The 25759-nt window shown below is 65.0% G+C and carries 25 protein-coding genes and 2 tRNA genes; 22 read left to right on the forward strand and 5 right to left on the reverse strand.

Going from position 1 to position 25759, the window contains the following annotated elements:
* Window positions 1-21 precede the first annotated feature (21 nt).
* The 4 genes from E3T35_RS00330 to E3T35_RS00345 all read left to right on the forward strand — a co-directional run bounded on the left by E3T35_RS00330 (window position 22) and on the right by E3T35_RS00345 (window position 4810).
* On the forward strand, window positions 22-1080 hold the full coding sequence (locus E3T35_RS00330; protein WP_134377578.1) for a DUF2332 domain-containing protein: 1059 nt from the start codon (window positions 22-24) through the stop codon (window positions 1078-1080).
* A 4-nt stretch (window positions 1081-1084) separates the two neighbouring features.
* On the forward strand, window positions 1085-1762 hold the full coding sequence (locus E3T35_RS00335) for a metalloregulator ArsR/SmtB family transcription factor (protein ID WP_134344122.1): 678 nt from the start codon (window positions 1085-1087) through the stop codon (window positions 1760-1762).
* A gap of 71 nt (window positions 1763-1833) precedes the next feature.
* Window positions 1834-2196 carry a DUF2249 domain-containing protein gene (locus tag E3T35_RS00340; RefSeq protein ID WP_134344121.1) on the forward strand — a complete coding sequence of 121 codons (363 nt, stop codon included), beginning with the start codon at window positions 1834-1836 and terminating at the stop codon, window positions 2194-2196.
* 10 nt (window positions 2197-2206) lie between these two features.
* Window positions 2207-4810 (forward strand): multicopper oxidase domain-containing protein, encoded by a 2604-nt coding sequence (locus E3T35_RS00345; protein WP_134377579.1) that lies wholly within the window; start codon window positions 2207-2209, stop codon window positions 4808-4810.
* 89 nt (window positions 4811-4899) lie between these two features.
* On the opposite strand, the gene E3T35_RS00350 is transcribed toward E3T35_RS00345, so the two are convergent.
* Together E3T35_RS00350 and E3T35_RS00355 are read right to left on the reverse strand one after the other, a co-directional pair.
* Window positions 4900-6456 (reverse strand): ATP-binding protein, encoded by a 1557-nt coding sequence (locus E3T35_RS00350; RefSeq protein WP_134377580.1) that lies wholly within the window; start codon window positions 6454-6456, stop codon window positions 4900-4902.
* A gap of 33 nt (window positions 6457-6489) precedes the next feature.
* Window positions 6490-7602, reverse strand: coding sequence for a hypothetical protein (locus tag E3T35_RS00355; RefSeq protein ID WP_134377581.1), 1113 nt, complete (start codon window positions 7600-7602; stop codon window positions 6490-6492).
* Window positions 7603-7733: 131 nt separating this feature from the next.
* Here E3T35_RS00355 and E3T35_RS00360 point away from each other — a divergent pair, with 131 nt between their 5' ends.
* Window positions 7734-7970: a YlcI/YnfO family protein gene (locus E3T35_RS00360; protein WP_134377582.1), complete on the forward strand. Its 237-nt coding sequence runs from the start codon at window positions 7734-7736 to the stop codon at window positions 7968-7970.
* A gap of 2 nt (window positions 7971-7972) precedes the next feature.
* Complete coding sequence (locus tag E3T35_RS00365) at window positions 7973-8272, forward strand: type II toxin-antitoxin system PemK/MazF family toxin (protein ID WP_134344430.1); 300 nt, start codon at window positions 7973-7975, stop codon at window positions 8270-8272.
* On the opposite strand, the gene E3T35_RS00370 is transcribed toward E3T35_RS00365, so the two are convergent.
* On the reverse strand, window positions 8273-9820 hold the full coding sequence (locus E3T35_RS00370; protein ID WP_134377583.1) for an SDR family NAD(P)-dependent oxidoreductase: 1548 nt from the start codon (window positions 9818-9820) through the stop codon (window positions 8273-8275).
* Between the two features lie 90 nt (window positions 9821-9910).
* Complete coding sequence (locus E3T35_RS00375; protein ID WP_134377584.1) at window positions 9911-11485, reverse strand: MFS transporter; 1575 nt, start codon at window positions 11483-11485, stop codon at window positions 9911-9913.
* Between the two features lie 161 nt (window positions 11486-11646).
* Between E3T35_RS00375 and E3T35_RS00380 the strand changes: the two genes are divergently transcribed.
* From E3T35_RS00380 to E3T35_RS00435, 12 genes are all read left to right on the forward strand, one after another.
* Window positions 11647-12267, forward strand: coding sequence for a DsbA family protein (locus tag E3T35_RS00380; RefSeq protein WP_134344115.1), 621 nt, complete (start codon window positions 11647-11649; stop codon window positions 12265-12267).
* A gap of 9 nt (window positions 12268-12276) precedes the next feature.
* Window positions 12277-12768: a ribose-5-phosphate isomerase gene (locus tag E3T35_RS00385; protein WP_134344114.1), complete on the forward strand. Its 492-nt coding sequence runs from the start codon at window positions 12277-12279 to the stop codon at window positions 12766-12768.
* A gap of 6 nt (window positions 12769-12774) precedes the next feature.
* Window positions 12775-13758 (forward strand): Fpg/Nei family DNA glycosylase, encoded by a 984-nt coding sequence (locus tag E3T35_RS00390; RefSeq protein WP_134377585.1) that lies wholly within the window; start codon window positions 12775-12777, stop codon window positions 13756-13758.
* A gap of 47 nt (window positions 13759-13805) precedes the next feature.
* On the forward strand, window positions 13806-15398 hold the full coding sequence (locus E3T35_RS00395; protein ID WP_134377586.1) for a multicopper oxidase family protein: 1593 nt from the start codon (window positions 13806-13808) through the stop codon (window positions 15396-15398).
* Window positions 15399-15485: 87 nt separating this feature from the next.
* Entirely contained in the window at window positions 15486-15743 is a 258-nt protein-coding gene (locus E3T35_RS00400; RefSeq protein ID WP_241988675.1) for a Flp family type IVb pilin, read from the forward strand.
* A gap of 112 nt (window positions 15744-15855) precedes the next feature.
* Entirely contained in the window at window positions 15856-16257 is a 402-nt protein-coding gene (locus tag E3T35_RS00405; protein ID WP_241983125.1) for a TadE/TadG family type IV pilus assembly protein, read from the forward strand.
* A 38-nt stretch (window positions 16258-16295) separates the two neighbouring features.
* Window positions 16296-17264, forward strand: a complete 969-nt coding sequence (locus tag E3T35_RS00410) for a pilus assembly protein TadG-related protein (RefSeq protein ID WP_134344111.1) — start codon at window positions 16296-16298, stop codon at window positions 17262-17264.
* A gap of 8 nt (window positions 17265-17272) precedes the next feature.
* A complete protein-coding gene (locus tag E3T35_RS00415) occupies window positions 17273-17998 on the forward strand; it encodes a Flp pilus assembly protein CpaB (RefSeq protein ID WP_134344110.1) in 726 nt (241 codons plus the stop codon).
* Window positions 17995-18930, forward strand: a complete 936-nt coding sequence (locus E3T35_RS00420) for an AAA family ATPase (protein ID WP_134344109.1) — start codon at window positions 17995-17997, stop codon at window positions 18928-18930. The genes E3T35_RS00415 and E3T35_RS00420 overlap by 4 nt, the downstream gene beginning before the upstream one ends.
* On the forward strand, window positions 18927-20381 hold the full coding sequence (locus E3T35_RS00425) for a CpaF family protein (RefSeq protein WP_198420983.1): 1455 nt from the start codon (window positions 18927-18929) through the stop codon (window positions 20379-20381). The genes E3T35_RS00420 and E3T35_RS00425 overlap by 4 nt, the downstream gene beginning before the upstream one ends.
* A complete protein-coding gene (locus E3T35_RS00430; RefSeq protein WP_134377587.1) occupies window positions 20378-21334 on the forward strand; it encodes a type II secretion system F family protein in 957 nt (318 codons plus the stop codon). The genes E3T35_RS00425 and E3T35_RS00430 overlap by 4 nt, the downstream gene beginning before the upstream one ends.
* Window positions 21335-21344: 10 nt before the next feature.
* A complete protein-coding gene (locus E3T35_RS00435; protein ID WP_134377588.1) occupies window positions 21345-22223 on the forward strand; it encodes a type II secretion system F family protein in 879 nt (292 codons plus the stop codon).
* Between the two features lie 204 nt (window positions 22224-22427).
* Here the strand turns inward: E3T35_RS00435 and E3T35_RS00440 are convergent.
* A tRNA-Gly gene (locus E3T35_RS00440) sits at window positions 22428-22498 on the reverse strand.
* Window positions 22499-22681: 183 nt separating this feature from the next.
* Here E3T35_RS00440 and E3T35_RS00445 point away from each other — a divergent pair.
* The 4 genes from E3T35_RS00445 (at window position 22682) to E3T35_RS00460 (ending at window position 25702) form a co-directional block, all read left to right on the forward strand.
* Window positions 22682-22755: transfer RNA gene (locus E3T35_RS00445), tRNA-Pro, on the forward strand.
* A gap of 43 nt (window positions 22756-22798) precedes the next feature.
* On the forward strand, window positions 22799-24223 hold the full coding sequence (gene tig, locus E3T35_RS00450; RefSeq protein WP_166789795.1) for a trigger factor: 1425 nt from the start codon (window positions 22799-22801) through the stop codon (window positions 24221-24223).
* Window positions 24224-24388: 165 nt separating this feature from the next.
* Complete coding sequence (locus E3T35_RS00455; protein ID WP_134377589.1) at window positions 24389-24991, forward strand: ATP-dependent Clp protease proteolytic subunit; 603 nt, start codon at window positions 24389-24391, stop codon at window positions 24989-24991.
* A 27-nt stretch (window positions 24992-25018) separates the two neighbouring features.
* Window positions 25019-25702: an ATP-dependent Clp protease proteolytic subunit gene (locus tag E3T35_RS00460; RefSeq protein WP_092339947.1), complete on the forward strand. Its 684-nt coding sequence runs from the start codon at window positions 25019-25021 to the stop codon at window positions 25700-25702.
* The last annotated feature ends 57 nt before the right edge of the window (window positions 25703-25759 follow it).

Genomic DNA, 25759 nt, shown 5'->3' on the forward strand with positions numbered 1-25759 from the left:
AACCATGATTACGATGTGGGCATGAGAGCAAGCACCGACCCACTGGTCCCCACCGCCGAACGCTACCGAGCTTTCGCTGAAGTGGAAGCTCGCGGAATGAGCGCCTGCTACGAGGCCTGGGCGGCCGGTGTCGCGGCCGATCCCGCTACCGTTGCCCTGATCGACCAACTGCCCGCGGTCAAGCGCCAACCGAACCTGGTGTTCAGCGCGGCACGGCTGCACGGTGCGTCGGTGGGGGAGTACCCCGAGTTCGCGGCCTGGCTGCGTGAGCACTGGACCGACGTGGCCGCGACCTGCCTGACCCACGCCACCCAGACCAACGAGCCCGGTCGGTGCGCCGTGCTGTTGCCGGCCCTGGCGGCGCTCGCCGGGCCGCTCGCGCTGATCGAGGTGGGGGCATCCGCTGGTCTGTGCCTGCACCCAGACCGGTACAGCTACCGGTATCGGTTGGCTGATGGCAGTGAGCGGATGCTGCACCCATTCGACGGTCCGAGCCCGGTCGTTTTGGACTGTGACGTCACCGGCCCGGTTCCGTTGCCCGAGCGGATGCCCGAGATCGTCTGGCGCGCCGGCATCGACCTGCACCCGCTTGACGTGTCGAGCGAGACGGATGTGGCCTGGCTCGACGCGCTCATCTGGCCGGAGCACGATGACCGGCGGGCCCGACTGGGCGCCGCGGTTGCCGTGGCCCGCCGGGAGCCGGCCCCGATCGTGTCGGGTGACCTGGGCGAACAGATCGAAGCACTCGTTGCCCGGGCTCCAGCCGGGGCGACCGTCGTGGTGTTCCACACCGCGGTGCTCGCCTACCTCAACGAGGCTGATCGTAACCGGTTCGCCGAGCAGATGACCCGGCTGCCGGTGCGCTGGCTGTCGAACGAAGGACAGAGCGTGGTGCCCGGGGTGCTGGAGCGACTTGCGGAGGTGCCGGCGCTGTTAGATCACATGCCGGCATCCGCCTTCATTCTTGCGCTGGACGGCGAGCCGATCGCCCTGACCCAGCCGCACGGCCGGTCACTGCACTGGCTCGCGCCGTGGGACGAGTGCCACAACCGCAGGTTTAACCGCACGCTGCTACTCTAAAATCATGGTTCCGCCCACGCAGAATGAAGCCAGGCACGCTGCCCTGGCCAGTGAGCCGCGCCGTCGTGCCCTGGCGCTGCTCACCGAATCCGCCGTGCCGCTGGGCGTTGCCGCCGTGGCCGACGCCCTCGGACTTCACATCACGACGGCACGGTTTCACCTTGAGCACCTCGAGGCGGCCGGGCTCATCGAGCGCCAGGTCGCCCGGGCCGGGCAGCGCGGCCGCCCACACGTGTTGTTCAGCGCGGTCGCGGCGCCGCTGGCAGCCGAGAACGCCCAGCAGCAGCTGATCGAGACTCTCGCCGGGGTCATTGGCGAGGATGCCGACGGCGGCCGCGCCCGTGCGATACGGGCCGGCGAGCGCTGGTCGGCGCAGTACGCGGCCGCGGCCGCTGGGGTGGCGACCGATGGGCCCGCTGCCGACGTGGTTCCTCCGCTGTTGAGTGTGCTCACCGAGATCGGTTTCGAGCCCGAACTTCGAGCTGATGAGGCCGTAATCGCGCTGAAGGCCTGCCCGTTCCGGGCCGAGGCACGATCGAATCCCGATGTGGTCTGTTCGGTGCACCTGGGCCTGATGAAAGGCCTCGCCCGCTCACTTGGCCACGACGCCGAGGACATCAGCCTGGAGCCCTTCGTGCAGCCGACGCTCTGCCTCGTGCACCTGTCCCCACAGCACTCGTGAGCTGATTGAAAGGAATAAAATCCTCTAAACTAGTCACGAGGGTCATTCGACCCGGTGAAAGGGGATTTTCCATGACTGCCGAACCGATCAACCTGTCTGCCAGCCGGCCCGGTGCCGCAGATGTCGACGCTCCCGCCGCGCACGCGTGCGCCTGCGGTCACGACGACACCGAGACCATCGTTCTCGACACTCGCCCCATCCCACACGCCATTCGCCACGCCACGATCTTTGGCGCACTCGGTGTTATTCAGCCCGGCTTCGCCCTCGACCTGGTGGCCTCGCACAACCCGCTGCCGCTGCTCGGACAGCTCGAAGCCAGCCGCCCCGGCGACTTTGCCGTCTCCTACCTCGAGAGCGGACCCGAAACCTGGACCGTGCGCCTCACCCGCACTCACTCGTCCGACAGCCAGGTTGATCTGACCCAACGCCGCTGATGACCACCCTATGAAAGACAAGCTCTGGCACATCGTCTCCGGCAGTTTGGTGCCTGCCTGGCTGGCCGCCGCGGTGATTCTCACTCTGCTGCACCGCCAGGTGCCGTCGTCGAGCTGGCTGCTCGTGCACCTGCTGCTGCTCGGCGCGTTGAGCACGGCAATTCTGATCTGGAGTCAGCACTTCGCCGACACCCTGCTTCGCCACAAGGCCCTCGGGGACCGCCGCTCACTCGGCCTGCGCCTGAGCGTGCACACCGGGGGCTCGATAGCGGTGATGACCGGCATGGTCGCCGAGTGGTACCCGCTCGTGCTGGTCGGAGGCAGCCTGGTCGGACTGAACGCGCTGGTCCACGCCGCGGTGATCGTGAGTCAGACCCGCGGAGCGATGCCGGGTCGGTTCGCCCCGCTGGTGCGCTACTACATTGTCAGCGCAGTGATGCTCTCCGGCGGCGTAACCCTCGGCATTCTGATGGCCAGGCTCGACGGCGGAGGCGAGGCCTACGAACGCCTGTTCATCGGCCATCTCGGCCTCAACCTGCTCGGGTGGGCGGGCCTCACCGTCATCGGTACCGTTGCGTTGCTCTGGCCCACGGTGCTGCATACCCGTGTCGAGGGCGCCACAGTGGCGGCCGGAAGCACCCTTCCGGTATTGGCGGGCGGCCTCGGGCTGCTCCTCGTCGGTTGCCTGGCCGACCAGCGGATGCTCGTGGCGCTCGGCGTTCTGATCTACCTCGTTGCCCTGGGTCGAGTGCTCTGGGAGGGCATCGGGCACCTGCGCCGGGCGCCCGCCGTGACCTTCGCCGCCTGGAGCCTCGGTGCCGCCCAGATCTGGTTTGCCCTCTGTACCGCCGGTTTCGGGTTGCTGGTGGCTCTCGCCCCCAGCTGGGCGGCCGCGGCCGCCGGCGTCGAAACCCTCGTGCCGTACTTCGCGATCGGCTTTGCGGCCCAGATTCTACTCGGGGCCCTCAGCTATCTGGTGCCCGTCGTGCTCGGTGGAGGCCCGGCCGCCCTCAAGGCAACCGCGGCCGAGCTCGACCGTGGCAGCCTCTTTCGGGTCGTGGTCGTCAATGGCGCCCTCGCCCTGTCGTTGCTTCCCGTCTCCAGCACTCTCACGGTGGCATTGTCGGTGCTGATCGTGGCCACCCTGGCCGGTTTTCTGGTGCTGTTCACCAGGGCCCTGCGGGTCAACCGGAGGGTGCGTGCCCTGCCGTTCGTGCGCGTGGTGCCGGGAGAACGAACGGCCGTCGAACGACCGCGTGCCGCCGGGCGGATGCTCGCGGCGGCTAGTGTGCTGCTGCTCACGGTTACCGTCGGCATCGTGCTCGACCCGGCCTCGGCGGGCCTCTGGACGGTGTCGACCCAGGCCGCCGGCTCCTCCGCGGCCGGCGCCGCCGCGACCGGACACACCACCACGGTGGCGGTCGACATGGTGGACACCCGCTTCGTGCCTGACCGCATCGAGGTGCCGGTCGGTGATGAACTAATGATCACTCTGACCAACAGTGACGAGATGGCGCACAACCTCGTCCTGGACACCGGCCTGGTGTCGGGGGCACTCGAACCGGGCGCTACCGAGACCGTGAACGTCGGTGTGATCGGCGCGAGCGTGTCCGGTTGGTGCTCGATAGCCGGACATCGGTTGCTCGGCATGGAGATCAGCATCGTCGCCGTGGGCGCCGCGAGCGGAACCTACTCTGACCACGGTGCGGCCGCAGCCGGGGCATCCGCTGCTGAGGATCTCGACCCGATGGCTGAACCCGACGCCGGTTTCGAGGCGAGGGACGCCGTGCTGCCGCCCGCCTCGTCCGCCAAAGTCCACCGGCAGACCTTGACCGTGCAGAACATCGAGACCGAGGTGGCGCCCGGCGTCACCCAGATGCTCTGGACTTTCAACGGCACCGCGCCAGGGCCCACCCTGCGCGGCACCGTGGGCGACGTATTCGAGATCACGCTGGTGAACGAGGGCACGGTCGGGCACTCGATCGACTTCCACGCCGGCGATATCGCGCCCGACGCCGTGATGCGCACCATCGCACCCGGAGAGTCTCTCGTCTACGCCTTCACCGCCACACGGTCGGGCATCTGGCTCTATCACTGCTCCACCATGCCCATGTCCGTGCACATCGCCAACGGCATGTTCGGCGCGGTGATCATCGACCCGCCGGGCCTGGCGGAGGTGGACCGCGAGTACCTCCTCGTACAGTCCGAGCTGTACCTCGGCGCTCAGGGCGGTGAAGTGGACGCCGCGAAGGTGGCGACGCAGATCCCCGACATCGTGGTCTTCAACGGCTACGCGAACCAATACGCCGCCCGGCCGCTAGAGGCGACGGCGGGCGAGACCGTGCGCGTCTGGGTGCTGGCGGCCGGGCCCAATCTGGGCAGCGCCTTCCATGTCGTGGGCGGTCAGTTCTCCACCGTGTACAAGGAGGGCGACTACCTGTTGAAGGACGGCGGCAGCACCGGTAGCGGCGGCTCCCAGGTGCTCGATCTCGCCGTTGCGCAGGGCGGGTTCGTCGAGCTCAGCTTCACCCAGCCGGGCCACTACCCCTTCGTCAGCCACATCATGTCGGATGCCGAGAAGGGCGCCCACGGTATCTTCGCGGTGCTGCCGTAACCGCCACCGGGCATCCGCTTCAATCCGGCGCTGGACGGTAGGGCGCTGCCCGGGCGGCCATCGTCGTGACGTCTACGAGCGCTGACCGGTCATTGGGGCTCCTCGGTTTGCTCGGGCTCGCCCTCAGCGGCGTCCACTGCTGTGACCGGCTCTGTCGGGCCGCTCCACCCGAAGGAGGCTTCGCGTGTCATCACGGCGGCCTCCTGCATCGAAACGTAGCTGCCGCCATTCGGCCCGTCGCTCGGCTCTTCGTCGGGCTGCCAGCGCAGGGTATCGCCACTGTTCGTGCCGAGGAGCCGCCGGGTCAAGGATTCGCCCGCCGACAACAGATCGTCGAGGGACACCTGCAGGTCGCTGTCGTCGACGGTGCCGGCGCGGAGGGCAGCGCGAAGCACGGCACGACGAATGAGCTCCTTGGCGAAGGATCCGGTCACGCCCTCCGCTCGGCCGGCGGCGGCATCGAGGGCGGCCGGGCTGAACGGCAGCCCGCCCGCATAACGCCGGAACAACCGCTCGCGTTCAGCCAGCGCGGGCAGCGGCACTTCCACGGCGAGATCGACCCGGCCTGGCCGTTCGGCGAGGGCACGTTCGAGTACCTCGACCCGGTTGGTGGTCATGACGAAGGCTACATCGGCGTCGCCGTCGAGCCCATCGAGGGCGTCGAGCACCTCGAATAAGAGTGGCTGCGGAGTCGTGTTGCGTTGCATCGCGACCAGGTCGATGTCTTCGAGCACGACGATGGACGGCGCGAAGGTGCGCGCAATTTCGGCGGCGGCAGCGATGTGCACGATGCTGGTGCCGGTCAGGAGCACGGCGGTGATGCCCGGGGTAACGCTCAGCAGGTGTCGTACGGTGAGGGTTTTGCCGGTACCGGGAGGACCGTAGAGCAATACGCCGCGCTTCAAGTGTTGACCGGCGGCGAGCAGTGCCTGGCGCTGCTCGCCGATTCCGATGACGTGGTCGGTGATCGTGCTGAGGATGCCGTCCGGCAGCACGATGGCGGCCGCCGGAACGACGGGTCGTTCCAGAAAACTGATTCCGGCACCGGCCCCGTATTCGGTCTGCACGAACGAGAGCACCTGCCCGCGCAGCACGCTGTGCTCGATCATGAGCGCGCGCAGGTGCTCGAGAAAGCCGGTGACCGCCTGCGGTGATGTGGCCATGATCTCGAGTTCGGCCGTGTTGCGCCCGAATTGCGGGTTCGCGGCGCGTTGCAGCACCGCAATCGGCTCACCCTCAAAGCGGATGAGCCGCAGGCCGAACGAGACCACCTGACGGGTCGATGTCGGTCCGGTCGCCCGGGCCGAGTAGTCCACCGGCCCGGGAGCGAAACCCTGGAACGGGCTGGCCACCAGTTCGGACAGGCTTGAGTGAAAGCGCTGCTGCCCGCCAGAGACGCCGAGAAGCGCGGCCGGATCGATTCCGGCCAGGGCAGTCAGGGCAATGTCCGCGTCGACCAAGCGATGATCGGCGAGAGTCTCGGATACGACCGGCAGGGTCGATGCGTTCGCGCCGAGAAACTCGGTGATCGCGTCGCCGAGCGGCGACTGGCCCGACGGGTTTTGGGCATCCGCCGTTGCCACGACGCGTTCCATGAATTTCTTGAACGAGCGCATGACGTCGCGGTCGAAAGTATCCTCGGTCATCTCGTGCTCCTGTCGTTGTAGCGCAGTAGGAGGTTAGCGGGCCTGGGCGATGATCGCCTCGGCGACAGCCACAGCCTGGGAGACAGATTCGACCGAGTAGGCCGATTCGCCGAGCGAGAAAATCACGGTGCAGTAACCGGAGGGGTCGGCGCAGACCTGCACGGCGTGCTCACCTTCGACGGCTCCCTCGAGCACGATCGGCGACAATGCGGCCTGACTGTCCGGCTCCGTGATCATCGTGTCGACGATCCCGGAGAGACCGTGGCCGACGTGGATCGAGGTGCCCAAAACGCCGTCGGCGCGCACGTCGCACCGAAACAACCCGGCGGCCTGCGACACGAAGCCGTCGAAGTAGACCGGGTTCATGTTTGACGAGTCGAAGATTTCGTACTCGAGCGAGTCGACGCCGAGGGCCATGGCGATGCCCTGCGGCTTGAGCGCGCCGGTGCAGGCCGGTTCACGCGGGGTCAGGGCGACTGCCGGCCAGGCTACCTGGCTGGGTTCGGCATCCGTCAGAGTGGAATAAACGGATGCCGCGAGCGGCGTCATCTGCGCTACGATCGCGTCGCTCGTCATGCCGTCAAAGCGCACATCGCGGGTACCGAATGAGTTCGTGCTCAGCGTGATTTCGACCCAGGCGTCACCGACGGGTGCCGAGATGAAACACCCGGGGTCGCCGCATCCGGTGGCCGCTTCGATGCCGCCGATGCTGGTGAGCGGGTCGGCCGGACCGGCGCCGGAATCGTTTGGCGCCCAGGAGTCGGCCGCGCCGGGCAGTACCTTGACGCTCATGTAGGCCCAGTCGGAGTCGGATTGGTGATCCATCGGATTGCCCGCCGCCGCGCCGACTCGCCAGGAGCAGGCCAGCCCGCCGAGGGCTGGAACGGCGTACTCGACCAGGAATGTCGACGGCTGCATCGCGGCAACCGGGGTCGGCACGGTGCCGGCGGGATCCGCGAAGACGTTGGCAATGTCGCCCGGGGCCGCGATATCGTCGCAGCTGAGCGGGCTGGTGGCTGCGGCAGGCGTTGCGGTTGGCGAAGTCGTTGACGTGGCCGACGGTTCCGGCACGGGTTCGGGTGCGCATCCGCTGAGAGCGACGAGCGCGAGAAAAACGGTCGGCAGGATCAGGATGCGGCGCAGCATTCGGTCAGCCTAGCAGGGGAGATTTTTGGCCCGTGACCTGTGCTTTCCTCGCTATCGCGCTGCTGCTGCTCGACGTCGCACAGCCTGAGAATCGCATACCAAATCGGGTTCTAGAACGGTATGCTGCAGGTATGAGCCGACAAATTGCGGTGCGCCTCCCAGACGACATCGTTGATTATCTTGACCTCGCCGTAACGGAGGGCCGCGACAGCAGCCGCGCCGCAGTGATCACGCGGGCCCTCGAACGAGAACGTCGTCGCGAGGTTGCACTGCGTGACGTTCGTATTCTCTCCGAGAAGTCGACAGACGTCGAGGACCTGGACGAACTCGCACGCTACGGCGCGACCCTCCCGACTGACGTCCCGTGACGATGCGCGCGATTCATATTGCGCACCTCGACAAGGCACGGCCGGTTCTTGTGCTCACCCGCGAGCTCGTGCGCCCGTACCTCACGCGGGTCACGGTCGCACCGATCACCAGTTCGGTGCGGGGGCTGTCCACCGAAGTGCCGGTCGGCCCGGCGAACGGCCTCGACCAGGACTGCGTCGTGAGTTGCGACAACATCGTGACCATCCCGGTCGAAAGCCTCGGCCGCCACATTGGTTTTCTGCTGCCCAGCCAGGAGCCACAACTCAGCGCCGCCATTCACACGGCGTTCGACCTCGACTGATTACCAGGCGCCGGGCTGGTAGTCCTTGAGGAAGACGCCGTAGAGGTCTTCGCCGGCTTCGCCGCGCACGATCGGGTCGTAGACCCGGGCAGCGCCGTCGACCAGGTCGAGGGGGGCATGAAAACCCTCCTCGGCCAGGCGAACCTTCGTGGGGTGCGGGCGTTCGTCGGTGATCCAGCCGGTGTCGACGCTCGTCATGAGAATTCCGTCTTCGAGCATCTCCTTCGCGCTGGTGCGGGTGAGCATGTTCAGTGCGGCCTTGGCCATGTTGGTGTGCGGGTGGCCCGGCCCTTTGTAGCCGCGACCGAATACACCCTCCATCGCCGACACGTTCACGATGTAGGTGCGCCGGGCAGCGGATGCCGTGAGCGACGCCCGCAGACGGCTCACCAATAAGAATGGTGCCGTCGTGTTGCACAGCTGCACTTCGAGCATCTCGAGCGGATCGACGTCTTCGACGTTGGCGGTCCAGCTATTCACGTCGTGCAGGTCGGGAACGAGGCCGCCGGCGTCGATCGCGGTACCGGCGGCGAGCTTTTCGAGCGAAGAAGACCCGGCTGCGAGGGCCAGCCGGGTGAGGTCATCCGCTGTGAGCGCACCCGCGCCGGAGGCGGCCGCGAGTAGCGGATGCCCCGACACCGACGCCGCCAGGGCCAGCGGATGCGCGTCGTTGGTGTGCCCGAACGACACGATCTCCGGCAGCGGGCCGTCGGGCAGTGGCGATTCCTCGGCCTCGACCAGGGGGGAGTACGAGCCGCGTGATCGACGCACGGTCTGCGCGGCGTTGTTGATGAGAATGTCGAGCGGGCCCTGGGCGGCGACGGAATCGGCCAGGGCGATCACCTGGGCCGGGTCACGCAGGTCGATGCCGACGATGCGCAGGCGGTGCAGCCAGTCCGTGGAGTCGGGCATGGCGGCGAAGCGGCGTACGGCATCGCGCGGAAAGCGGGTGGTGACGGTGGTGTGGGCTCCGTCGCGCAGCAGACGCAACGCGATATACATGCCGATCTTGGCCCGGCCGCCGGTGAGCAGGGCACGCTTGCCGGTCAGGTCGGTGCGGGCGTCGCGCTTGGCGTGGCTCGACAGTGCGCAGCTCGGGCAGAGCTGGTGGTAGAACGCGTCGACCACGGTGTACTTCTGCTTGCAGATGTAGCAGGCGCGGGGAACGAGCAGTTCTCCGGCGGTGGCCGCGCTGGTGCCGAGGGAGAGCTGGGCGCCGCGGGTCTCGTCGTCGATGCGGGTGGGCGCGCCGGTGGCGGTGGCGGCGATGACGCTGCGATCGGCGTCGGCGATGACCGCACGCTTCTCCATGCGGCGCGCCATTTTGACCGACTTGAACATCTTGGCAGTGGCCTGGCGCACGGTCACGAAGTCGGCGCTGTCCGGGTCGACGTTGCTGAGGGAGGCGAGCACCCGCAGGGTTACCGCGAGGTCGTGTGGGTCGATGTCGATGAATTCCGGATCGGATGATTCGAAGTCAGCGGTCGACACGCCCGATTCTTCTGGTGCCGAGCCGGTGGGCGCAGTGGTGGAGGGCGCGGTGGTCATTCCAGGATTCTACGCGGGGTGACTGTGAGCATCCGTTTGTGGGTGCGTGACCGAAAGCCGGCCACGCACGAACAAACGCACGCGCGAACGTTAGATCTTCGCCGGCTCCTGAATGGGGATGGCGTAGGTCGGCGGCTCGAAGGTATGGTCGAACGGCATTTCGTCGGTGTCGAGCAGGGGGTTGTCGTCCTGGGTCTTGACCAGTTCGTGCGCCTCTTCGTGGGTGTTCACACTCGGCATGGAGCCGGGCAGTGGACGGTTGGCCGATTCGCGCAGGAAGAAGATGGCGATCGCCCCGATGAACGAGGTACCCATGAGGTAGAACGCCGGCATCATGTCGTTGCCGGTGCCCACGATGAGCGCCGCGATGATGAACGGCGTGGTACCGCCGAAGATGGCCACCGCGAAGTTGTACGAGATGCCCATGGCGCCATACCGGCTCGCCGTCGGGAACAGGGCCGGTAGGGCCGAGGCGAGGTTCGAGACGTAGAACATGACCGGGAATGCGATGAGCGCCAGGCCGAGCAGGGTCGACCAGATGTCGCCGATACCGATCAGCAGGAAGGCCGGGTACGACAGCACGACCGTGCTGATGGCTCCGATCCAGAGCACCGGGCGACGCCCGATGCGGTCGGAGAGCCGGCCGGCCAGCGGTATGCACAACGCCATGACCACAAGAATCGGAATGGTCAGCGCCGTACCGTGCAATTCGTCGTACCCCTTATTCTCCGTGAGGTAGGTGGGCATATACGAGGTCAGCGCGTAGCCGACGGTGTTCGCGGCGGCGACCAGAATCATCGCGATGATGATGTTGCGCCAGTACGCCTTGAAGATGGCGATCGGGCCCTTGGGCGTCTCGGCCGTGGCTCCGACCGGGTTCTTCTGTGCTTCCTCCTGCGCGTCGAGGGTGGCCTGGAAGGCGGGGGACTCGTCGATCTTCATGCGGAAGTAGATGGCGATCAGGCCGAGCGGTCCGGCGATGAGGAACGGCAGACGCCAGCCCCACGCCTCCATCACGTCCTGGCCGAGGGTGAGCTGCAACACAGAGACGAGTGACGCGCCGATGGCGAAACCGAGGTAGCTGCCCATGTCGAGAAAGCTCGCGAAGTAGCCGCGCTGCTTGTCGGGCGCGTGCTCGCTGACGAAGGTCGTCGCCCCGGCGTACTCGCCACCGGTCGAGAAACCCTGCACGAGCTTGACGAACACCAGCAGCACCGCCGCCCAGACCCCGATCTGCGCGTAGCCGGGCAGCAGCCCGACGGCGAAGGTCGACGTGGCCATCAGAATCAGCGTGGTCGCGAGCACCTTCTGCCGACCGATGCGGTCACCGAGCCAGCCAAAAAACACGCCGCCGAGCGGGCGGGCGAAGAAGGTGGCCGCGAAGGTGCCGAGCAAAAACAGGGTTTGAACGGATGCGTCCGCCTCCGGCAAAAAGACCGGACCCATGGTGGTGATGAGGTAGCCGAAGATTCCCACGTCATACCACTCCATGGTGTTTCCCACGATCGTGCCGCCGAGGGCGCGCTTCATGATGGGCTTGTCGACGACGTTGACGTCGGACACGGCGATACGGCGGCGGCGAAGAGCCTTCAGGGGCTTTGCCCGGGCTGCCGAGGCGCTCCGGGCGCTGGAATTCGGGTTGGATGTGCTTCGGTCAGTGGGCATAAGAATTTCTCCCGTGGAGATATTGTGCTGCGAAGACAGAGCTGTACTGCGTGATCCAGATTTTTTTCAACCCACCCACAATACCCCCTCACGGGGGGCATCGCCCAAATGTTGGGTCTAACTTTCGGGGATGACTCAGGAGTGCTGCTTAGGCTGGGGGCATGACTGATTCTGTAGATTTCTGGTTTGACCCCTCGTGCCCCTGGGCCTGGATGACGTCGCGCTGGGTTGACGAAGTGGCACACCTGCGCGAATTTGACGTGACCTGGCACGTGATGAGCCTCGCCGTTCTCAACGAAGACCAGGACGTCAGCGAGGAATACGCCGCCTTCTTCCCGCGGGCACTCAAGTACACCCGACTCGTGGCCGCGGCCAACGAATTGCACGGCCAGAAGATGGTCAAGGCGCTCTACGACGCGCTCGGCACCCAGATTCACCCTGGCGGCAACCGCAATCCCGACGAGGTCATCCCCGCCGCGCTCGCCGAGGTGGGCCTTCCCGCGAGCTTCGCCGCCTTTGCGGACAGCGACGAGTACGACGCCCAGATGCGCGCCAGCCACTTCGACGGCATCAACCGGGTCGGCCAGGATGTCGGCACCCCGGTCATCGCGGTCAACGGCGTGGCCTTCTTCGGACCCGTCATCTCCCCGGCACCCATGGGCGACGACGCTCTCACACTCTGGGACGGCGTGGTCGCGCTCGCGAGCTACGACGGGTTCTTCGAGCTCAAGCGCAGCCGTACCCGCGACCCAATTTTCGCCGAGGTCGTCGGCACTAAATAGGATGGTGACATGCGCATCCACATCGCCACGGACCATGCCGGTCTCGACCTCAGCCACCACCTGATCACGCACCTGCGTGCGGCGGGCCACGAGGTCATCGACCACGGGCCCCAGGCCTACGACGCCCTCGACGACTACCCCGCGTTCTGCATCAATGCCGCGCAGGCCACCGTCGACGACCTTGAGGGAGGCATTGAAGCGCTCGGTGTCGTGTTCGGCGGCTCCGGCAACGGCGAGCAGATGGCCGCCAACAAGGTGACCGGCGCCCGCGCCGCCCTGGTCTGGAACCTCTCTACGGCAAGGCTCGCCCGAGAACACAACGACGCCAACGTCATCTCGATCGGTGCCCGCGAGCACACGATCGAGGAGGCCACCGGCTTTATCGACGCGTTCATCGCCGAACCGTTCAGCGACGAGGAGCGCCACGTGCGTCGCATCCGTCAGCTGGGTGAATACGAGATCACCGGAACCATTGCCGGCAAGAACGTCGACGGCAAGTGAGCTGAGGTGCCCGAAGGTCATTCCGTTCATCGCATCACCCGACAATTCCAGCGCAACTTCGTCGGGCACCGCGTCACCGTCTCGTCGCCGCAGGGCCGTTTTGTGGTCGGCGCCGCCCAGCTCAGTGGCCACACCATAACGGATGCCCGCGCCGTCGGTAAGCAGATGTTTCTGGAGTTCGACCACGGACTGTGGTTGCGCATCCACTTAGGAATGTACGGCGCCTGGGACTTCAGCGGCGAGATTCTGATGGATGCCACGATGGCCTCGGCCAACGGGAGGATGGGCCAGACCAACCAGCACGGCACCGACCTCGCTACGTATGACTCGGCCGGGGAAAACTCGATCTTCAGCATCGGAGCGCCCCGCCGTACCCGGGTGCGGATGTCCGAGCAGGAGAAGGAGATCGACCTGGCCGATGCCTTTCCGCCTGAGCCGGTCGGACACGTGCGGGTGCGCCTCTTGAGCGACACGGTGTGCGCCGACCTGCGCGGCCCGACCGCTTGTGAGGTTCTCGACCCGGCCCAGGTCGACGCCGTGATCGGCAAGCTCGGCCCCGATCCGGAACAGGGCAACACGCCCGAGGCCGAGGAACGTTTCGTGAGCGTCGTGCGCAAGAAGCCCACGCCGATCGGCCGGCTGCTAATGGACCAGAGCGTGGTCAGCGGCATCGGCAACGTCTACCGCGCCGAGATGCTCTTTCGTGCCGGCCTCAACCCGCACGCCCCCGGCAAGTCGCTCAGCGATGACACCGTGCGCGCGGTCTGGCAGGACTGGGCGCACCTGTTGCACATCGGCGTCGCGACCGGTCAGATGATGACCATGGACAAGCTCGAGGGGGGCGAGTATCGCCTCGCCATGAAGAATCGCGCCGACCGGCACTGGGTCTACAAGCGCGAAGGCCTGCCCTGCCGGGTCTGCGGCACCCACATCGTGCTCGAAGAGATGGCGGCTCGCAAACTGTACTGGTGCCCGCGCTGTCAGGCCTGAGCACCGCCGTGGTGTGACGGCGCCCGGCACACTGCGAAAATAGGGTAATGATCCAGAGTCGACTTGCCCGGCCGCGCCGTCGTGTGGCAACCATCATCAGCGGCACGATCGTGGGCGCTGTGGTACTCGCCGTGGGCCTGACCGCCTGCACCAGCGACACCGGCGCCGGCGTGATCGACACCGTCGGTACCATCGATTTTGTGAACCCGCTCGCTATCCCGCCATTGGCGGAAGCGACCGTGAATGCTGCCGGTGAGCGAGTCTTCGACCTCACGGCCGAGGAGGGCACGACCGAGTTCACTCCCGGCGTCGCCACTGACACCTGGGGTTACAACGGCAGCTATCTCGGCCCGACCCTCGTCGCGAAACGCGGCGACGACGTGCGCATCAATGTTGGCAATGACCTCGATGAGGCCACGACCGTGCACTGGCACGGCATGAACCTGCCCGCCAAAATGGATGGCGGCCCGCACCAGATGGTCGAACCCGGCGCCAGCTGGAGCCCGAACTTCACGATCGACCAGCCCGCAGCGACCCTCTGGTATCACCCGCACCCCACCGAAAAGACCGAACACCAGGTTGAGATGGGGTTGGCCGGCCTGTTCCTGCTGCAGGACGACGAGGAGTCGGCGCTCAACCTGCCGCGCAGCTACGGGGTCGATGACATTCCCGTCGTCGTGCAGGACCGCCGCTTCGACGACAACGGCCAGTTTGTCACCGACGTGCGTGGCTACATCGGGCCGATCGGCGACCAGCTGCTGGTCAACGGCACCCTCGCGCCCTATCTCGACGTGACCAGCGATGTCGTGCGGCTGCGCCTGGTCAACGGGTCCACCGCGCGCCTGTACGACTTCGGGTTCAGCGACGGGCGCTCGTTCGACCTGATCGCAACCGACGGGGGACTCCTCGGCGAGGCGGCACCGATGCACGGCATCCGCTTGTCACCGGGGGAACGTGCTGAAATTCTCGTGAAAATGACCCCGGGCGAGACCGTGAAACTGCAATCCACCCCGCCCGATCTCGGCACGTCGGCCAGCGCAGCGACGCGCAACGCCGGCGACGACACCCTCGACGTCATGGAACTGCGCGCGGCCGACGCGCTCAGCAGCATCGGCGCCACGCCGACTACCCTGGCCAACATCGTGCCACTGGACAAAGCGGATGCCACCACCGACCGTTCCTTCACCCTCAACGGCTACACGATCAACAACCGGCTGATGGACATGACCCGCATCGACGAGACCGTCGAGGCCGGCGCCACCGAGGTGTGGACCGTCGACAACGCCATGCCGCTGCCGCACAACTTTCACGTGCACGCCGTGCAGTTTCAGGTGCTGCGGGTGGGGACCGAGTCGCCGCCAGCCGAACTCTCCGGGTGGAAGGACACGATCTATCTCGAACCCGGCGTTCGCTACGAATTGATCATGCAGTTTGCGGAATATACCGATCCGAACTTTCCGTATATGTTCCACTGCCACATGCTCGCGCACGAAGATGCCGGAATGATGGGCCAGTTCGTGGTCGTCGGGCCGGGCGAGCAGGCCGGAACGCCACCGACCGCTCACGACGCGATCATTTCGCGGGAGAACCTGGCCGTCGGAAATGGCCCGCGCGTGCTGACGCCAGACCACGGGCATTGACGTAACGCAGTCTCTTTCGGACCAATGAGTATGGTCTACGGCCCAGCGCCTGACCAGCCCCAGTTTTGGTATTTGTGAGCAAAACTCGTGTCGAATATATTTCAGCTACCGATCGGCACTCAGGCTGATTTCTCACAGAACGGACTACCCGACATGAAGTTCTTCACCCAGATTTCCGCATTCGTCAACAGCCTGCGTTCAGAAGAAAAGGGTGCTACCGCGGTGGAGTACGGCCTCATGGTCGCGCTGATCGCCGTCGCCATCATCGTCAGCGTCACCCTGCTCGGGACCAACCTTGGCACGCTCTTCACCAGCGTCGCCGGCAAACTGCCCGTCATTAAGTAGCCAGCGATAGAACTCGGCCGGCCGGTCGGTCGACCGAACGGCACAGTGACAGCGGTAAAAGGTGGCGGCTTCCGCAGGGAAGCCGCTGCCGCTCAAGCTGAAGGGACCTCCGATGTTGGGGTTACGTCGACGACTGATGCGCCTGCACTCTGGTGAACGTGGCGCGGCAGCGGTGGAGTTCGCGCTGGTACTGCCAATTCTCATCATTCTTATCTTCTTCATCATCGAGTTCGGTCGGCTGTACAACATCCAGATCTCCATCACCGGAGCCGCCCGCGAGGGTGCCCGGTCGATGGCGATTCACAACGTCGTGGACGACGCGAAGACGGCCACCCTTAATGCCGCCCCGTCAGTTCCACTGACAGCCGGGGAAGTCACAGTCAGCCCGACCACCTGTGCGACCGATTCGACCATTACGGTGACGGTCAAACACACGGTCGATCTCATCTCGGGCTACCTTCCATACACATCAATGGTGCTCACCGGAAAGGGAGTCATGCTGTGCGGTGGCTAAATCATCTGCTCCGCGCCGAGCGCGGCGCCAGCGCCGTCATGGTCGGCATCCTCATGATTCCCCTGCTGGGATTCCTGGCGATCGCGATCGACGTCGGCGCCCTCTACGCCGAAAAAGCGCAACTGCAGAACGGGGCGGATGCAGCAGCCATTGCCATCGCCCGCAACTGCGCCGTCGACGGCCTGTGCAACTCCCCGACCACGGTCGCGAACCAGGCTCAAGACTTTGCGAATGTCAATTCAAACGACGCAAAATCCAATGCCTCAGCGGTCGTGCCCGCGCCGTCACCCGCGCCTCCCAACAGCGTTCAGGTTGTAGCGACTACTTTGGAGGCATCTGGAGCGTCCGCGATTAGGCCGTTCTTCGCCATCGGAGCTGCTCCCACGACAATGAGCGTGGTAGCGCAGGCGGAGTGGGGTTCGCCCGAAGCGGCCAACGTGTTGCCACTCGCTATTTCTTACTGCGAATTTCGGCCGGCTCTCGACGGCAAACTACAGCTCATTCGCTACGATCGGAATCTGGAGTGCGCTGGCCGCGACGGGCATCCTATTCCGGGAGGTTTCGGCTGGATTGACCCGATCGCCGACACCTGCGAAGCTGCCGTCAACCTTACCAGCGAGACCGTACCCAGCGACCCGGGAAACGACCCGCCGACGAGTGACTGCGACACGTACTTCAACGCCATGCTGAACACCACGATCTTGGTGCCCATCTTCGATCGCGCCTACGCCAGCAACGGCAACGACGCCGTGACGGGAGCCGTGGGCAGCTACCACATCTATGCCTTTGCCGCCTTTCGCATCACCGGGTGGAAGTTCAGCGGAAACAATAATCTTCCGATGACCAGCCTCGATCCAGTTGCGCAAGCCTCGCCGGCGACGAAATGCACCGGAAATTGCAGGGGCATTCAGGGATATTTCGACCACTGGGTGTCGGTTGACTCGGCAGAAGTACAAGAGCTCGGCGGACCGAATCTCGGCGCAGAGTTTGTCAGACTGATCAAATAGGAGATCCCATGAAAACCCGACTTATCGGTGCGATCGTCGCGATTATTTTGGCCCTCGTGGGCACCTTCGCGCTCACCGGCTACGTGCGCGGTGCCGATGCCCGAGCGGCAGACGGCGCAGCCTTGGTCTCCGTGTTCGTCGTGACGACTCAGATTCCGCAGGGCACCAAGGCTGAAGACATCACCACGTTCATTGAACAGAAGCAGATTCCTGCGGTGGCCGCCGTTCCGGGTCGGGTGACCAAACTGAGCGCGCTTGCTGGCACGGTAGCGGATGCCGCGCTCGTACCCGGCGAGCAGCTGATCAGTTCTCGTTGGGTCGAAGCGGCCGACCTTGCCGCCCGCGGTGACGTCAAGGTTCCCGACGGCATGCAGGTGCTCACCCTCGCGTTACCGCTGGAACGAGTCGTGGGCGGCGTGCTCAAAGCCGGCGACACCGTGGGAGTGGTGATCACCGCGACCAAAACCGTCGACGGAACGGAAATGCTGCTGAGCAAGCAGGTCTTCCACAAGGTGCTGGTCACGGCCGTGCAGGCCGGCACCACCACGACGCCCGACGCTGGCGCCGATGCCACCCCGGTGAGCGTCATTATGGTCACTCTGGCCCGCACCACCCCCGACATCGAGTCCCTGGTCTGGGGCCAGCAGTTCGGAACGGTCTGGCTCACGATCGAACCCGACAACGCCTCCGAGACGGGCTCCCGAGTCGTTGACGGGTCGGAGATGTTCCGATGAGGCAGATGCAGAGTTTCGGGCCCCTGCCGCAGGCTCGCCCCGGCGGGGCAAACCCCGAACCCGGCCAGGTGATCATCGAAATGCGTGATGAACCGGTCGATCTTGCAGCGACGCGTACCGAGGCAGTGGAACAGAATCTTCTTCCGGCTAGAAACGCACCGCGGCGTCGCATCGTAGCGGTCGTCGCCCCCAAAGGCGGTCTCGGAAAGACCACGGTCGCCACCAACCTGGCCGTCGGCCTGGCGCGGCTCGCCCCGCACTCGGTCGTGCTCATCGATGCCGATGTGCAGTTCGGGGACGTCGCCATGGCGCTTTCCCTGGAGCCGGCGCTGACCCTGCCCGACCTCGTCTTGGGGAGCGCCGTCGACGACCTCATGGTGCTCAAATCGTCGCTGACCGCACATTCGAGCGGCTTCTACACGGTGTGCGGTTCCGACCAGCCGGATGCCGGCGATCGCGTCACCGGCGATCAGCTCGGTCATCTCATCAATCAACTCGCCGACGTCTTTCAGTACATCATCATTGACACCGCGCCGGGGCTCGGCGATCATGCCCTGGCCGCCCTCGAACTGGCCACGGACGCCGTGTTTCTCTGCGATATGACGGTACCCAGCGCTCGCGGGCTGCGCAAGGAACTCGCCGTGCTCGATCGCATTGGCATCATGCCGCCGAAACGCCACGTCGTGCTCAACCTGGCCGATCACCGCAGCGGGCTCAGCGTTCGAGATGTCGAGGCGACCATCGGTGTGCCGGTCGACGTAGCAGTGCCCCGTTCCACCCTGGTCTCGGTGTCGACAAACCGGGGCGTACCGGTGCTGCAGGAGGGCGGACGAAGTCCCGTCGCCCGCGCCCTCGACAGGCTGGTCGCCCGGTTTGACGCCGGTGCCCCCAAGAAAACCTTTCAGCTGCACAAGAGGGTGGATATCTCATGAGACTCAATGAACGAATGGACGCCGCACTGCGCGACGGTCCGCTGGCCCGCGTTGACCGCACCGCACCGCTGCATCCGCTGCCAAGCGTGCCTGACGACGGCGTCGTACCGGCAGCCCGTACCGCCCCGCCAGCTGAGGCGCCGCCGATCGTCGTCGATCCGCTTGCCGACATTAAGGAGCGGGCGGCCCAGGAACTGTTCGAGCGCATCGGGTTTCGCCTGAACGACTCAAGCCTGACCGAGGAACAGCTGCACAGCTACGCCAGAACCGAGCTGGGCAACATCGTCACCGACGAGCAGGTGCCACTCAATTCCGACGAACGGGCGCGCCTGATCAATGAGATCGGCGACGACGTGCTCGGCTATGGTCCGCTGGAATCGCTGCTCGACGACGACACCGTGACCGAGATCATGGTGAACGGCCACGAGCAGATTTGGGTGGAACGCTTCGGCCGGCTGTCCCGCAGCGATACCCACTTCACGAGCGAGGCCCAGCTTCGCCGGGTGATCGAGCGCATCGTGTCCAAGGTCGGTCGCCGCATCGACGAATCGTCTCCGCTCGTCGATGCCCGCCTGGCCGACGGTTCCCGGGTGAACGCCATCATCCCGCCGCTCGCTGTGGACGGCTCCTCCCTGACCATCCGCAAATTCGCCCGGGAACCGTTTACGGTGACCGACCTCATCCGCTTGGGAACGATGAGCATCGAAATGGCACAGGTGCTCGACGCCTGCGTCAAGGCACAACTGAACATCATCGTGTCGGGTGGAACGGGGACTGGTAAAACGACCCTGCTCAACGTACTCTCCGGGTTCATTCCCGAGCGAGAGCGCATCGTGACCATCGAGGATGCCGTCGAGCTGCAACTGCAGCAGGAACACGTCATCCGCCTCGAATCCCGCCCAGCCAACATCGAGGGCAAGGGCGAGGTCACCATTCGTGACCTTGTGCGCAACTCCCTGCGCATGCGGCCGGACCGCATCGTCATCGGTGAGTGCCGCGGTGGCGAGACCCTTGACATGCTTCAGGCCATGAACACCGGGCATGAGGGGTCGATTTCCACGGTGCACTCCAATTCGCCGCGCGATGCGATCGCCCGCATGGAGACACTCGTGCTGATGGCGGGCATGGACCTGCCGGTGCGGGCGATCCGAGAGCAGATCTCTTCCGCCATCGACGTGATCGTGCAGATCAGCCGCATGAAAGACGGCTCTCGGCGCATTACCCATGTCACCGAGGTGCAGACCATGGAGGGGGAGATCGTCACCCTCCAGGAGGTGTTCGTGTTCGATCACCACGCCGGGGTCGATCCTGCGGGAAACCTGCTCGGTCGCGCGATAGCCACTGGCGTTCGGCCACGTTTCGCCGATCGCTTCGCCGACCTCGGTATCGTTTTGGACCCGAGTGTGTTCCAGGCCGACCTGCTGACCCGCAGCGCGAAGGCACCGCGATGAGTACCGCGATCTTTGCGCTCGGTGTGCTGTGCGTTGTTGCCGCACTGCTCGTGGTCGTGCTTCTTGTCATTGCGCCGCCGATGCTTCGCGTGCCGCTGGATCGTCGCCGCGCTCCCGGCGCGGTAGAGGTGTCCGGGCTGACCCGGCTCACCGACCGCACCGTCGGAGCGATCGACCGAGTGATCCGGCGACGCAACGTGGTGCCGTTCACCGCAGCCGAGCTGGAGCAGGCTGGGATCCGAATGCAGCCATCCGCTTTTGTGCTCATGGTGATTTCCGCAGCGACGGTGGCAGCCCTGCTCGGCCTGCTCCTCGGTGACGGCACCGTTTGGATGGTGCCCCTCATGATTTTGTTCGCGGCATTCGCTGTCGTCGGCGCCAAGGTCTGGCTCCGGTTGCGCACAGGGCACCGCCGCGCCAAATTCGCCGATCAGCTTGACGAATCACTCGGGCTGCTGGCCGGCGGACTGCGCGCCGGGCACAGCCTGATGCGGGCAGTGGATGCCGTCAGCCACGAAACCGAACAGCCCACGTCCGATGAATTTGCGCGCATCGTGAACGAAACACGCATCGGCCGTGACCTGAGTGACTCGCTCGAGAGTACGGCAGTGCGCATGCGCAGTGAAGATTTTCGGTGGGTCGCCCAAGCCATCTCGATTAACCGCGAGGTTGGTGGCAACCTCTCAGAGGTGCTCGACCAGGTGGGTCACACCATTCGGGAACGCAATCAGGTTCGGCGTCAGGTCAAATCCCTCGCCGCTGAGGGAAAGCTCTCGGCGTGGGTGCTCGTGCTCCTGCCGATCGGAGTGTTCGCGTTCCTGCTCATCAGCCAGCCCAATTATTTCAACGGGTTCCTCGGCAACATCATCGGAATCATCGCGCTCATCGTGGCCGCCGTTCTGCTGATTGTCGGTTCGCTCTGGATGATGGCCGTCGTCAAAGTGAAATTCTAAGGAGAAGCGGATGCCCCCGATACTCACCTTTTTCGCCGCCCTTGCTGTGGCCGGCGGCCTCGCCGCCATCGTAGCCATTCTGGTCGGAGCCCGCCGAACCGACCCGGTCGCCGACGCGGTCATTGTGCTGCCCGGATTGGGTCGGCCGGGCCTGCTGCCTCGTCGCTCGGGACTGCTCGCGGCCAGTCGTGAGTTGGCACCAAAGGGGTACGTGGGCTTTCTTGACCACCGCCTCGCCCTGGCCGGCCGCCCCGCCGCGTGGACCATCGATAAGATCTTCATCGCCAAACCAGCCCTGGCCGGAGCCGGCCTGCTGCTCGCGGTGCTGTGGATCACCAACGACCCCGTTCCGCTGCGCATCCTGGTCGGAAGCCTGCTCGTGGTGATCTGCTTCTTCGTGCCCGACCTGCTGCTGTACAGCCGTGGTCAGGAACGCCAGGCAGCCATGCAGAACGCGCTCGCCGACACGCTTGACCAGATGACCATTTCGGTCGAGGCCGGCCTCGGCTTTGAGGCGGCGATGAGCAAGGCCGGAACCAATGGGTCCGGGCCGCTGGCTGAGGAGCTCATCCGCACTCTGCAGGACATGAGCATCGGCCGCAGCCGCAAGGATGCCTACCTCGCGCTCGCCGATCGCACCGATTCCGCCGATCTGCGCCGCTTCACACGGTCGGTCATCCAGGCCGACACCTACGGCATCGCAATCGCCGACGTCCTACGGGTGCAGGCGGGGGAGATGCGTCTGCGCCGCCGTCAGCGTGCGGAGGAGCAGGCGATGAAGGTGCCGGTCAAGGTCATCTTCCCGCTCGTGTTCTGCATCCTGCCGGTGCTGTTCATCGTGCTGCTGACGCCCGCGGTGATCAACATCATGAAGGTCTTCTCGCTCTGAGCCCGGGGAGATCGTGACCAGGCTTGGACAGAACCGCCTCCGCTGCAGCAGCGGAGGCGGTTCTGTGTGGGGTGAATCGTGGCTGGTCAGGCACGTACCGGGGACTTCTTGGGTAGAAAACTACGGTGCTAGTCACGGGTTGCACCTCACCTTGCGGGAGACACGCAGAACCGAAGCCATCTGGCTTCGGTCCCCTCAATTGGGAGGGGTCGACGGGAATCGAACCCGCGTCATAAGTTTGGAAAACTCAGGCTCTACCATTGAGCTACGACCCCACGCCCAACATTCGAGCACTGGGATAGCGTAGTACAAGAAACCGGGCACCGGATGCCAGTGCGGGCGCATCCGCTCGAATGCCGTGCATTAGACTGGCTGAGGTCAATCCGGCTGTCGCAAGCTTCTGCCTGCGCCGACAGATTGATTCCCCAACAAAAGTAGTACCGACGGATCGAACGATCCGGGGCGTAGCTCAGCTTGGTAGAGCGCTCGTTTTGGGGGCGAGAAGTCGCAGGTTCAACTCCTGTCGCCCCGACATTACCCGCAGCACACCGTTTCAATACACAGGAGAGTCTCGAGTGAAGTCCACGGTCGAAAAACTGAGCCCCACGCGCGCCAAGCTCACCATCACGGTGAGCCCCGACGAGCTGAAGCCAGCCATCACCCACGCCTACGGCCACATTGCCGAAGACATCAACATCCCCGGTTTTCGTAAGGGAAAGATCCCGCCCGCGATCATCGACCAGCGCGTCGGCAAGGCTGCCGTTCTGGAACACGCCGTCAACGAGGGCCTCGACGGTTTCTACCGCGCCGCCGTCGAAGAGAACAAGCTGCGCCCGCTGGGTCGCCCCGAAGCCGACATCGTCGAATGGCCGAGCAACACCGACTTCTCCGGTGACCTGCTTCTCGCCATCGAGGTTGACGTGCGCCCCGAGATCGACCTGCCCGACTACGCCGGCCTCAAGCTCACCGTCGATGCTGTCTCGGTCTCCGACGAAGAAGTCGCCGAAGAACTCGACAAGCTGCGCAGCCGTTTCGGCACGCTCATCACCGTTGACCGCCCCGCGAAGACCGGCGACTTCGCCCAGATCGACCTGAACGCCGCGATCGACGGCGACGAGGTTGACACCGCCAGCGGAATTTCCTACGAGGTCGGCTCCGGCGACCTCATCGACGGCATCGACGAGGCGCTCGATTCGCTCAGCGCCGGCGAGACCACCACCTTCAACTCCGACCTCATGGGCGGAGACCACGAGGGTGAGACGGCCGAGATCACGATTACGGTCATCGCTGTCAAGGAGCGCGAACTGCCAGAGGCCAACGACGACTTCGCTCAGATCTCGAGCGAGTTCGACACGATCGCCGAGTTGACCGAGAGCCTCAAGGTTCAGGTCGAGAAGTCCAAGGCCTTCGGTCAGGGCAGCCAGGCCCGCGAGCGTCTCATTGAGACGCTGCTTGGTTCGGTCGACGTTCCGATCCCCGCCGCGATCATCCTCGACGAGGTGAACCGTCACCTTGAGGGCGAAAGCCGTCTCGAAGACGACACCCACCGCGCCGAGGTCACCGAGGCTAGCGAGAAGACGTTCCGTCAGCAGATTCTGCTCGACACGATCGCCGAAGCGGAGCAAGTCAAGGTCAGCCAGGACGAGCTCACCCAGTACCTCATCCAGGGCGCCAGCCAGTACGGCATGGACCCGAGCGAGTTTGTACAGACGCTCAACACCAACGGTCAGATTCCGTCGATGGTCGCCGAGGTTGCCCGTAACAAGGCCCTCGCCATCGCCCTGGGCAAGGCCGAGGTCGTTGACTCCAACGGCAAGCCGGTCGACCTGAGCGAATTCACCGGCCCGGTCGCTGATGATTCCGCCGACGACGCCGCTGTCGAAGCGGATGCCGCCACCAGCGACGACGACGCCCCCGTCGTCGAAGCCGCCCCCGTCGTCGAAGCCGACGCCGAGGTTGAAGAGAAGCCCAAGAAGAAGAAGGCCGCTGCCAAGAAGTAGCGCTTGTTTGCGTGAACGGGCCGGCTGGAATCTTTCCAGTCGGCCTTTTGCATGCTGAGGGAGCCGTGTGCGCGGCCCGGTAATCTGCCGAGGGCGAACAGAGCCGTTTTCGCTCGCGCGCTCCGATAGATTCATTGAGAAGCGACAACTGAAACGGAGCACGACATGGCCGACCCGACACCCACCAACGGTGTATTTGACCGACTGCTGAAGGACCGCATCATCTGGCTCGGCTCAGAGGTCCGTGACGAAAATGCCAACGAGATCTGCGCCAAGATCCTGTTGCTGGCAGCCGAAGACTCGAATCGAGACATCTACCTCTACATCAACTCACCCGGTGGTTCGATCACCGCCGGAATGGCAATCTACGACACGATGCAGTTCGTACCCAACGACATTGTCACCGTCGGTATCGGCATGGCCGCCTCGATGGGGCAGTTCCTGCTGACCAGTGGAACCAAGGGCAAGCGGTACATCACCCCGAACGCCCGGGTGCTGCTGCACCAGCCGTCCGGCGGATTCGGTGGCACGGCCGCCGACATCCAGACCCAGGCGCGCCTCATTCTCGACATGAAGCAGCGACTGTCAGAGATCACGGCCGCGCAGACCGGCAAGACGCCAGAGCAGATCAACGCCGACGGTGACCGCGACAACTGGTTCAGCGCTCAGGAAGCCCTCGAATATGGTTTCGTCGATCACCTCCGCGCATCCGCTTCGGATGTCATCGGCGGCGGCGGCACTGACCCCGACGCGGCAGTCACCAAGTAGTCCACCGAAACTGAACAGGAAGAAATCATGACTATCCCCACATTCGGTGGAACGGCCTACAGCTCGATGGGCGGCTCGACCAAGAACGCTCCTGAATCTCGCTACATTCTCCCCACCTTTGAAGAGCGCACCGCCTACGGCTACAAGCGCCAGGACCCCTACGCCAAGCTGTTCGAAGACCGCATCATCTTTCTCGGTGTGCAGGTCGACGACGCCTCGGCCGATGACGTCATGGCCCAGCTCCTCGTGCTCGAGAGTCAGGACCCCGACCGCGACATCACCATGTACATCAACTCGCCCGGCGGTTCGTTCACCGCTATGACGGCGATCTACGACACCATGCAGTACATTCGCCCGCACGTGATGACCGTGTGCCTCGGCCAGGCGGCATCCGCTGCCGCCGTGCTGCTTGCCGGTGGTACAGCGGGCAAGCGTCTCGCCCTGCCGAACGCGCGCATCCTCATTCACCAGCCCTCGGTTGGTGGCCAGGGCGGCGGCCAGGCCTCGGACATCGAGATTCAGGCAGCCGAGATTCTGCGCATGCGCGTCTGGCTTGAAGAGACCCTCGCTCACCACTCCAACCGGAGCGTGGAGCAAGTCAACAAGGACATTGACCGCGACAAGATCATGAGCGCGGCCGAGGCCCTCGAATACGGCCTGATCGACCAGGTTCTGACCAGCCGCAAAAACCTTCCGATGCTGGTCAAATAGCCTGTGCCCTGAACCGGTACGACTGGCGCGTCGCCTGCGGGCGGCGCGCCGTTTCGG

Origin of the sequence: Cryobacterium sp. TMT1-2-2 (assembly GCF_004403505.1) — a bacterium.
Taxonomy (GTDB): domain Bacteria; phylum Actinomycetota; class Actinomycetes; order Actinomycetales; family Microbacteriaceae; genus Cryobacterium; species Cryobacterium flavum.

What these genes read in the sequence shown, in the direction of transcription:
- E3T35_RS00330 (WP_134377578.1), top strand. Translation starts at nt 22, where the DNA reads ATGAGAGCAAGCACCGACCCACTGGTCCCCACCGCCGAACGCTACCGA.
- E3T35_RS00395 (WP_134377586.1), top strand. Translation starts at nt 13,806, where the DNA reads ATGATCCAGAGTCGACTTGCCCGGCCGCGCCGTCGTGTGGCAACCATC.
- E3T35_RS00345 (WP_134377579.1), top strand. Translation starts at nt 2,207, where the DNA reads ATGAAAGACAAGCTCTGGCACATCGTCTCCGGCAGTTTGGTGCCTGCC.
- E3T35_RS00360 (WP_134377582.1), top strand. Translation starts at nt 7,734, where the DNA reads ATGAGCCGACAAATTGCGGTGCGCCTCCCAGACGACATCGTTGATTAT.
- E3T35_RS00350 (WP_134377580.1), bottom strand. Translation starts at nt 6,456, where the DNA reads ATGACCGAGGATACTTTCGACCGCGACGTCATGCGCTCGTTCAAGAAA.
- E3T35_RS00420 (WP_134344109.1), top strand. Translation starts at nt 17,995, where the DNA reads ATGAGGCAGATGCAGAGTTTCGGGCCCCTGCCGCAGGCTCGCCCCGGC.
- E3T35_RS00355 (WP_134377581.1), bottom strand. Translation starts at nt 7,602, where the DNA reads ATGCTGCGCCGCATCCTGATCCTGCCGACCGTTTTTCTCGCGCTCGTC.
- E3T35_RS00410 (WP_134344111.1), top strand. Translation starts at nt 16,296, where the DNA reads ATGGTCGGCATCCTCATGATTCCCCTGCTGGGATTCCTGGCGATCGCG.
- E3T35_RS00455 (WP_134377589.1), top strand. Translation starts at nt 24,389, where the DNA reads ATGGCCGACCCGACACCCACCAACGGTGTATTTGACCGACTGCTGAAG.
- E3T35_RS00425 (WP_198420983.1), top strand. Translation starts at nt 18,927, where the DNA reads ATGAGACTCAATGAACGAATGGACGCCGCACTGCGCGACGGTCCGCTG.
- E3T35_RS00460 (WP_092339947.1), top strand. Translation starts at nt 25,019, where the DNA reads ATGACTATCCCCACATTCGGTGGAACGGCCTACAGCTCGATGGGCGGC.
- E3T35_RS00365 (WP_134344430.1), top strand. Translation starts at nt 7,973, where the DNA reads ATGCGCGCGATTCATATTGCGCACCTCGACAAGGCACGGCCGGTTCTT.
- E3T35_RS00370 (WP_134377583.1), bottom strand. Translation starts at nt 9,820, where the DNA reads ATGACCACCGCGCCCTCCACCACTGCGCCCACCGGCTCGGCACCAGAA.
- E3T35_RS00380 (WP_134344115.1), top strand. Translation starts at nt 11,647, where the DNA reads ATGACTGATTCTGTAGATTTCTGGTTTGACCCCTCGTGCCCCTGGGCC.
- E3T35_RS00415 (WP_134344110.1), top strand. Translation starts at nt 17,273, where the DNA reads ATGAAAACCCGACTTATCGGTGCGATCGTCGCGATTATTTTGGCCCTC.
- E3T35_RS00405 (WP_241983125.1), top strand. Translation starts at nt 15,856, where the DNA reads ATGTTGGGGTTACGTCGACGACTGATGCGCCTGCACTCTGGTGAACGT.
- E3T35_RS00385 (WP_134344114.1), top strand. Translation starts at nt 12,277, where the DNA reads ATGCGCATCCACATCGCCACGGACCATGCCGGTCTCGACCTCAGCCAC.
- E3T35_RS00430 (WP_134377587.1), top strand. Translation starts at nt 20,378, where the DNA reads ATGAGTACCGCGATCTTTGCGCTCGGTGTGCTGTGCGTTGTTGCCGCA.
- E3T35_RS00435 (WP_134377588.1), top strand. Translation starts at nt 21,345, where the DNA reads ATGCCCCCGATACTCACCTTTTTCGCCGCCCTTGCTGTGGCCGGCGGC.
- E3T35_RS00375 (WP_134377584.1), bottom strand. Translation starts at nt 11,485, where the DNA reads ATGCCCACTGACCGAAGCACATCCAACCCGAATTCCAGCGCCCGGAGC.
- E3T35_RS00340 (WP_134344121.1), top strand. Translation starts at nt 1,834, where the DNA reads ATGACTGCCGAACCGATCAACCTGTCTGCCAGCCGGCCCGGTGCCGCA.
- E3T35_RS00335 (WP_134344122.1), top strand. Translation starts at nt 1,085, where the DNA reads ATGGTTCCGCCCACGCAGAATGAAGCCAGGCACGCTGCCCTGGCCAGT.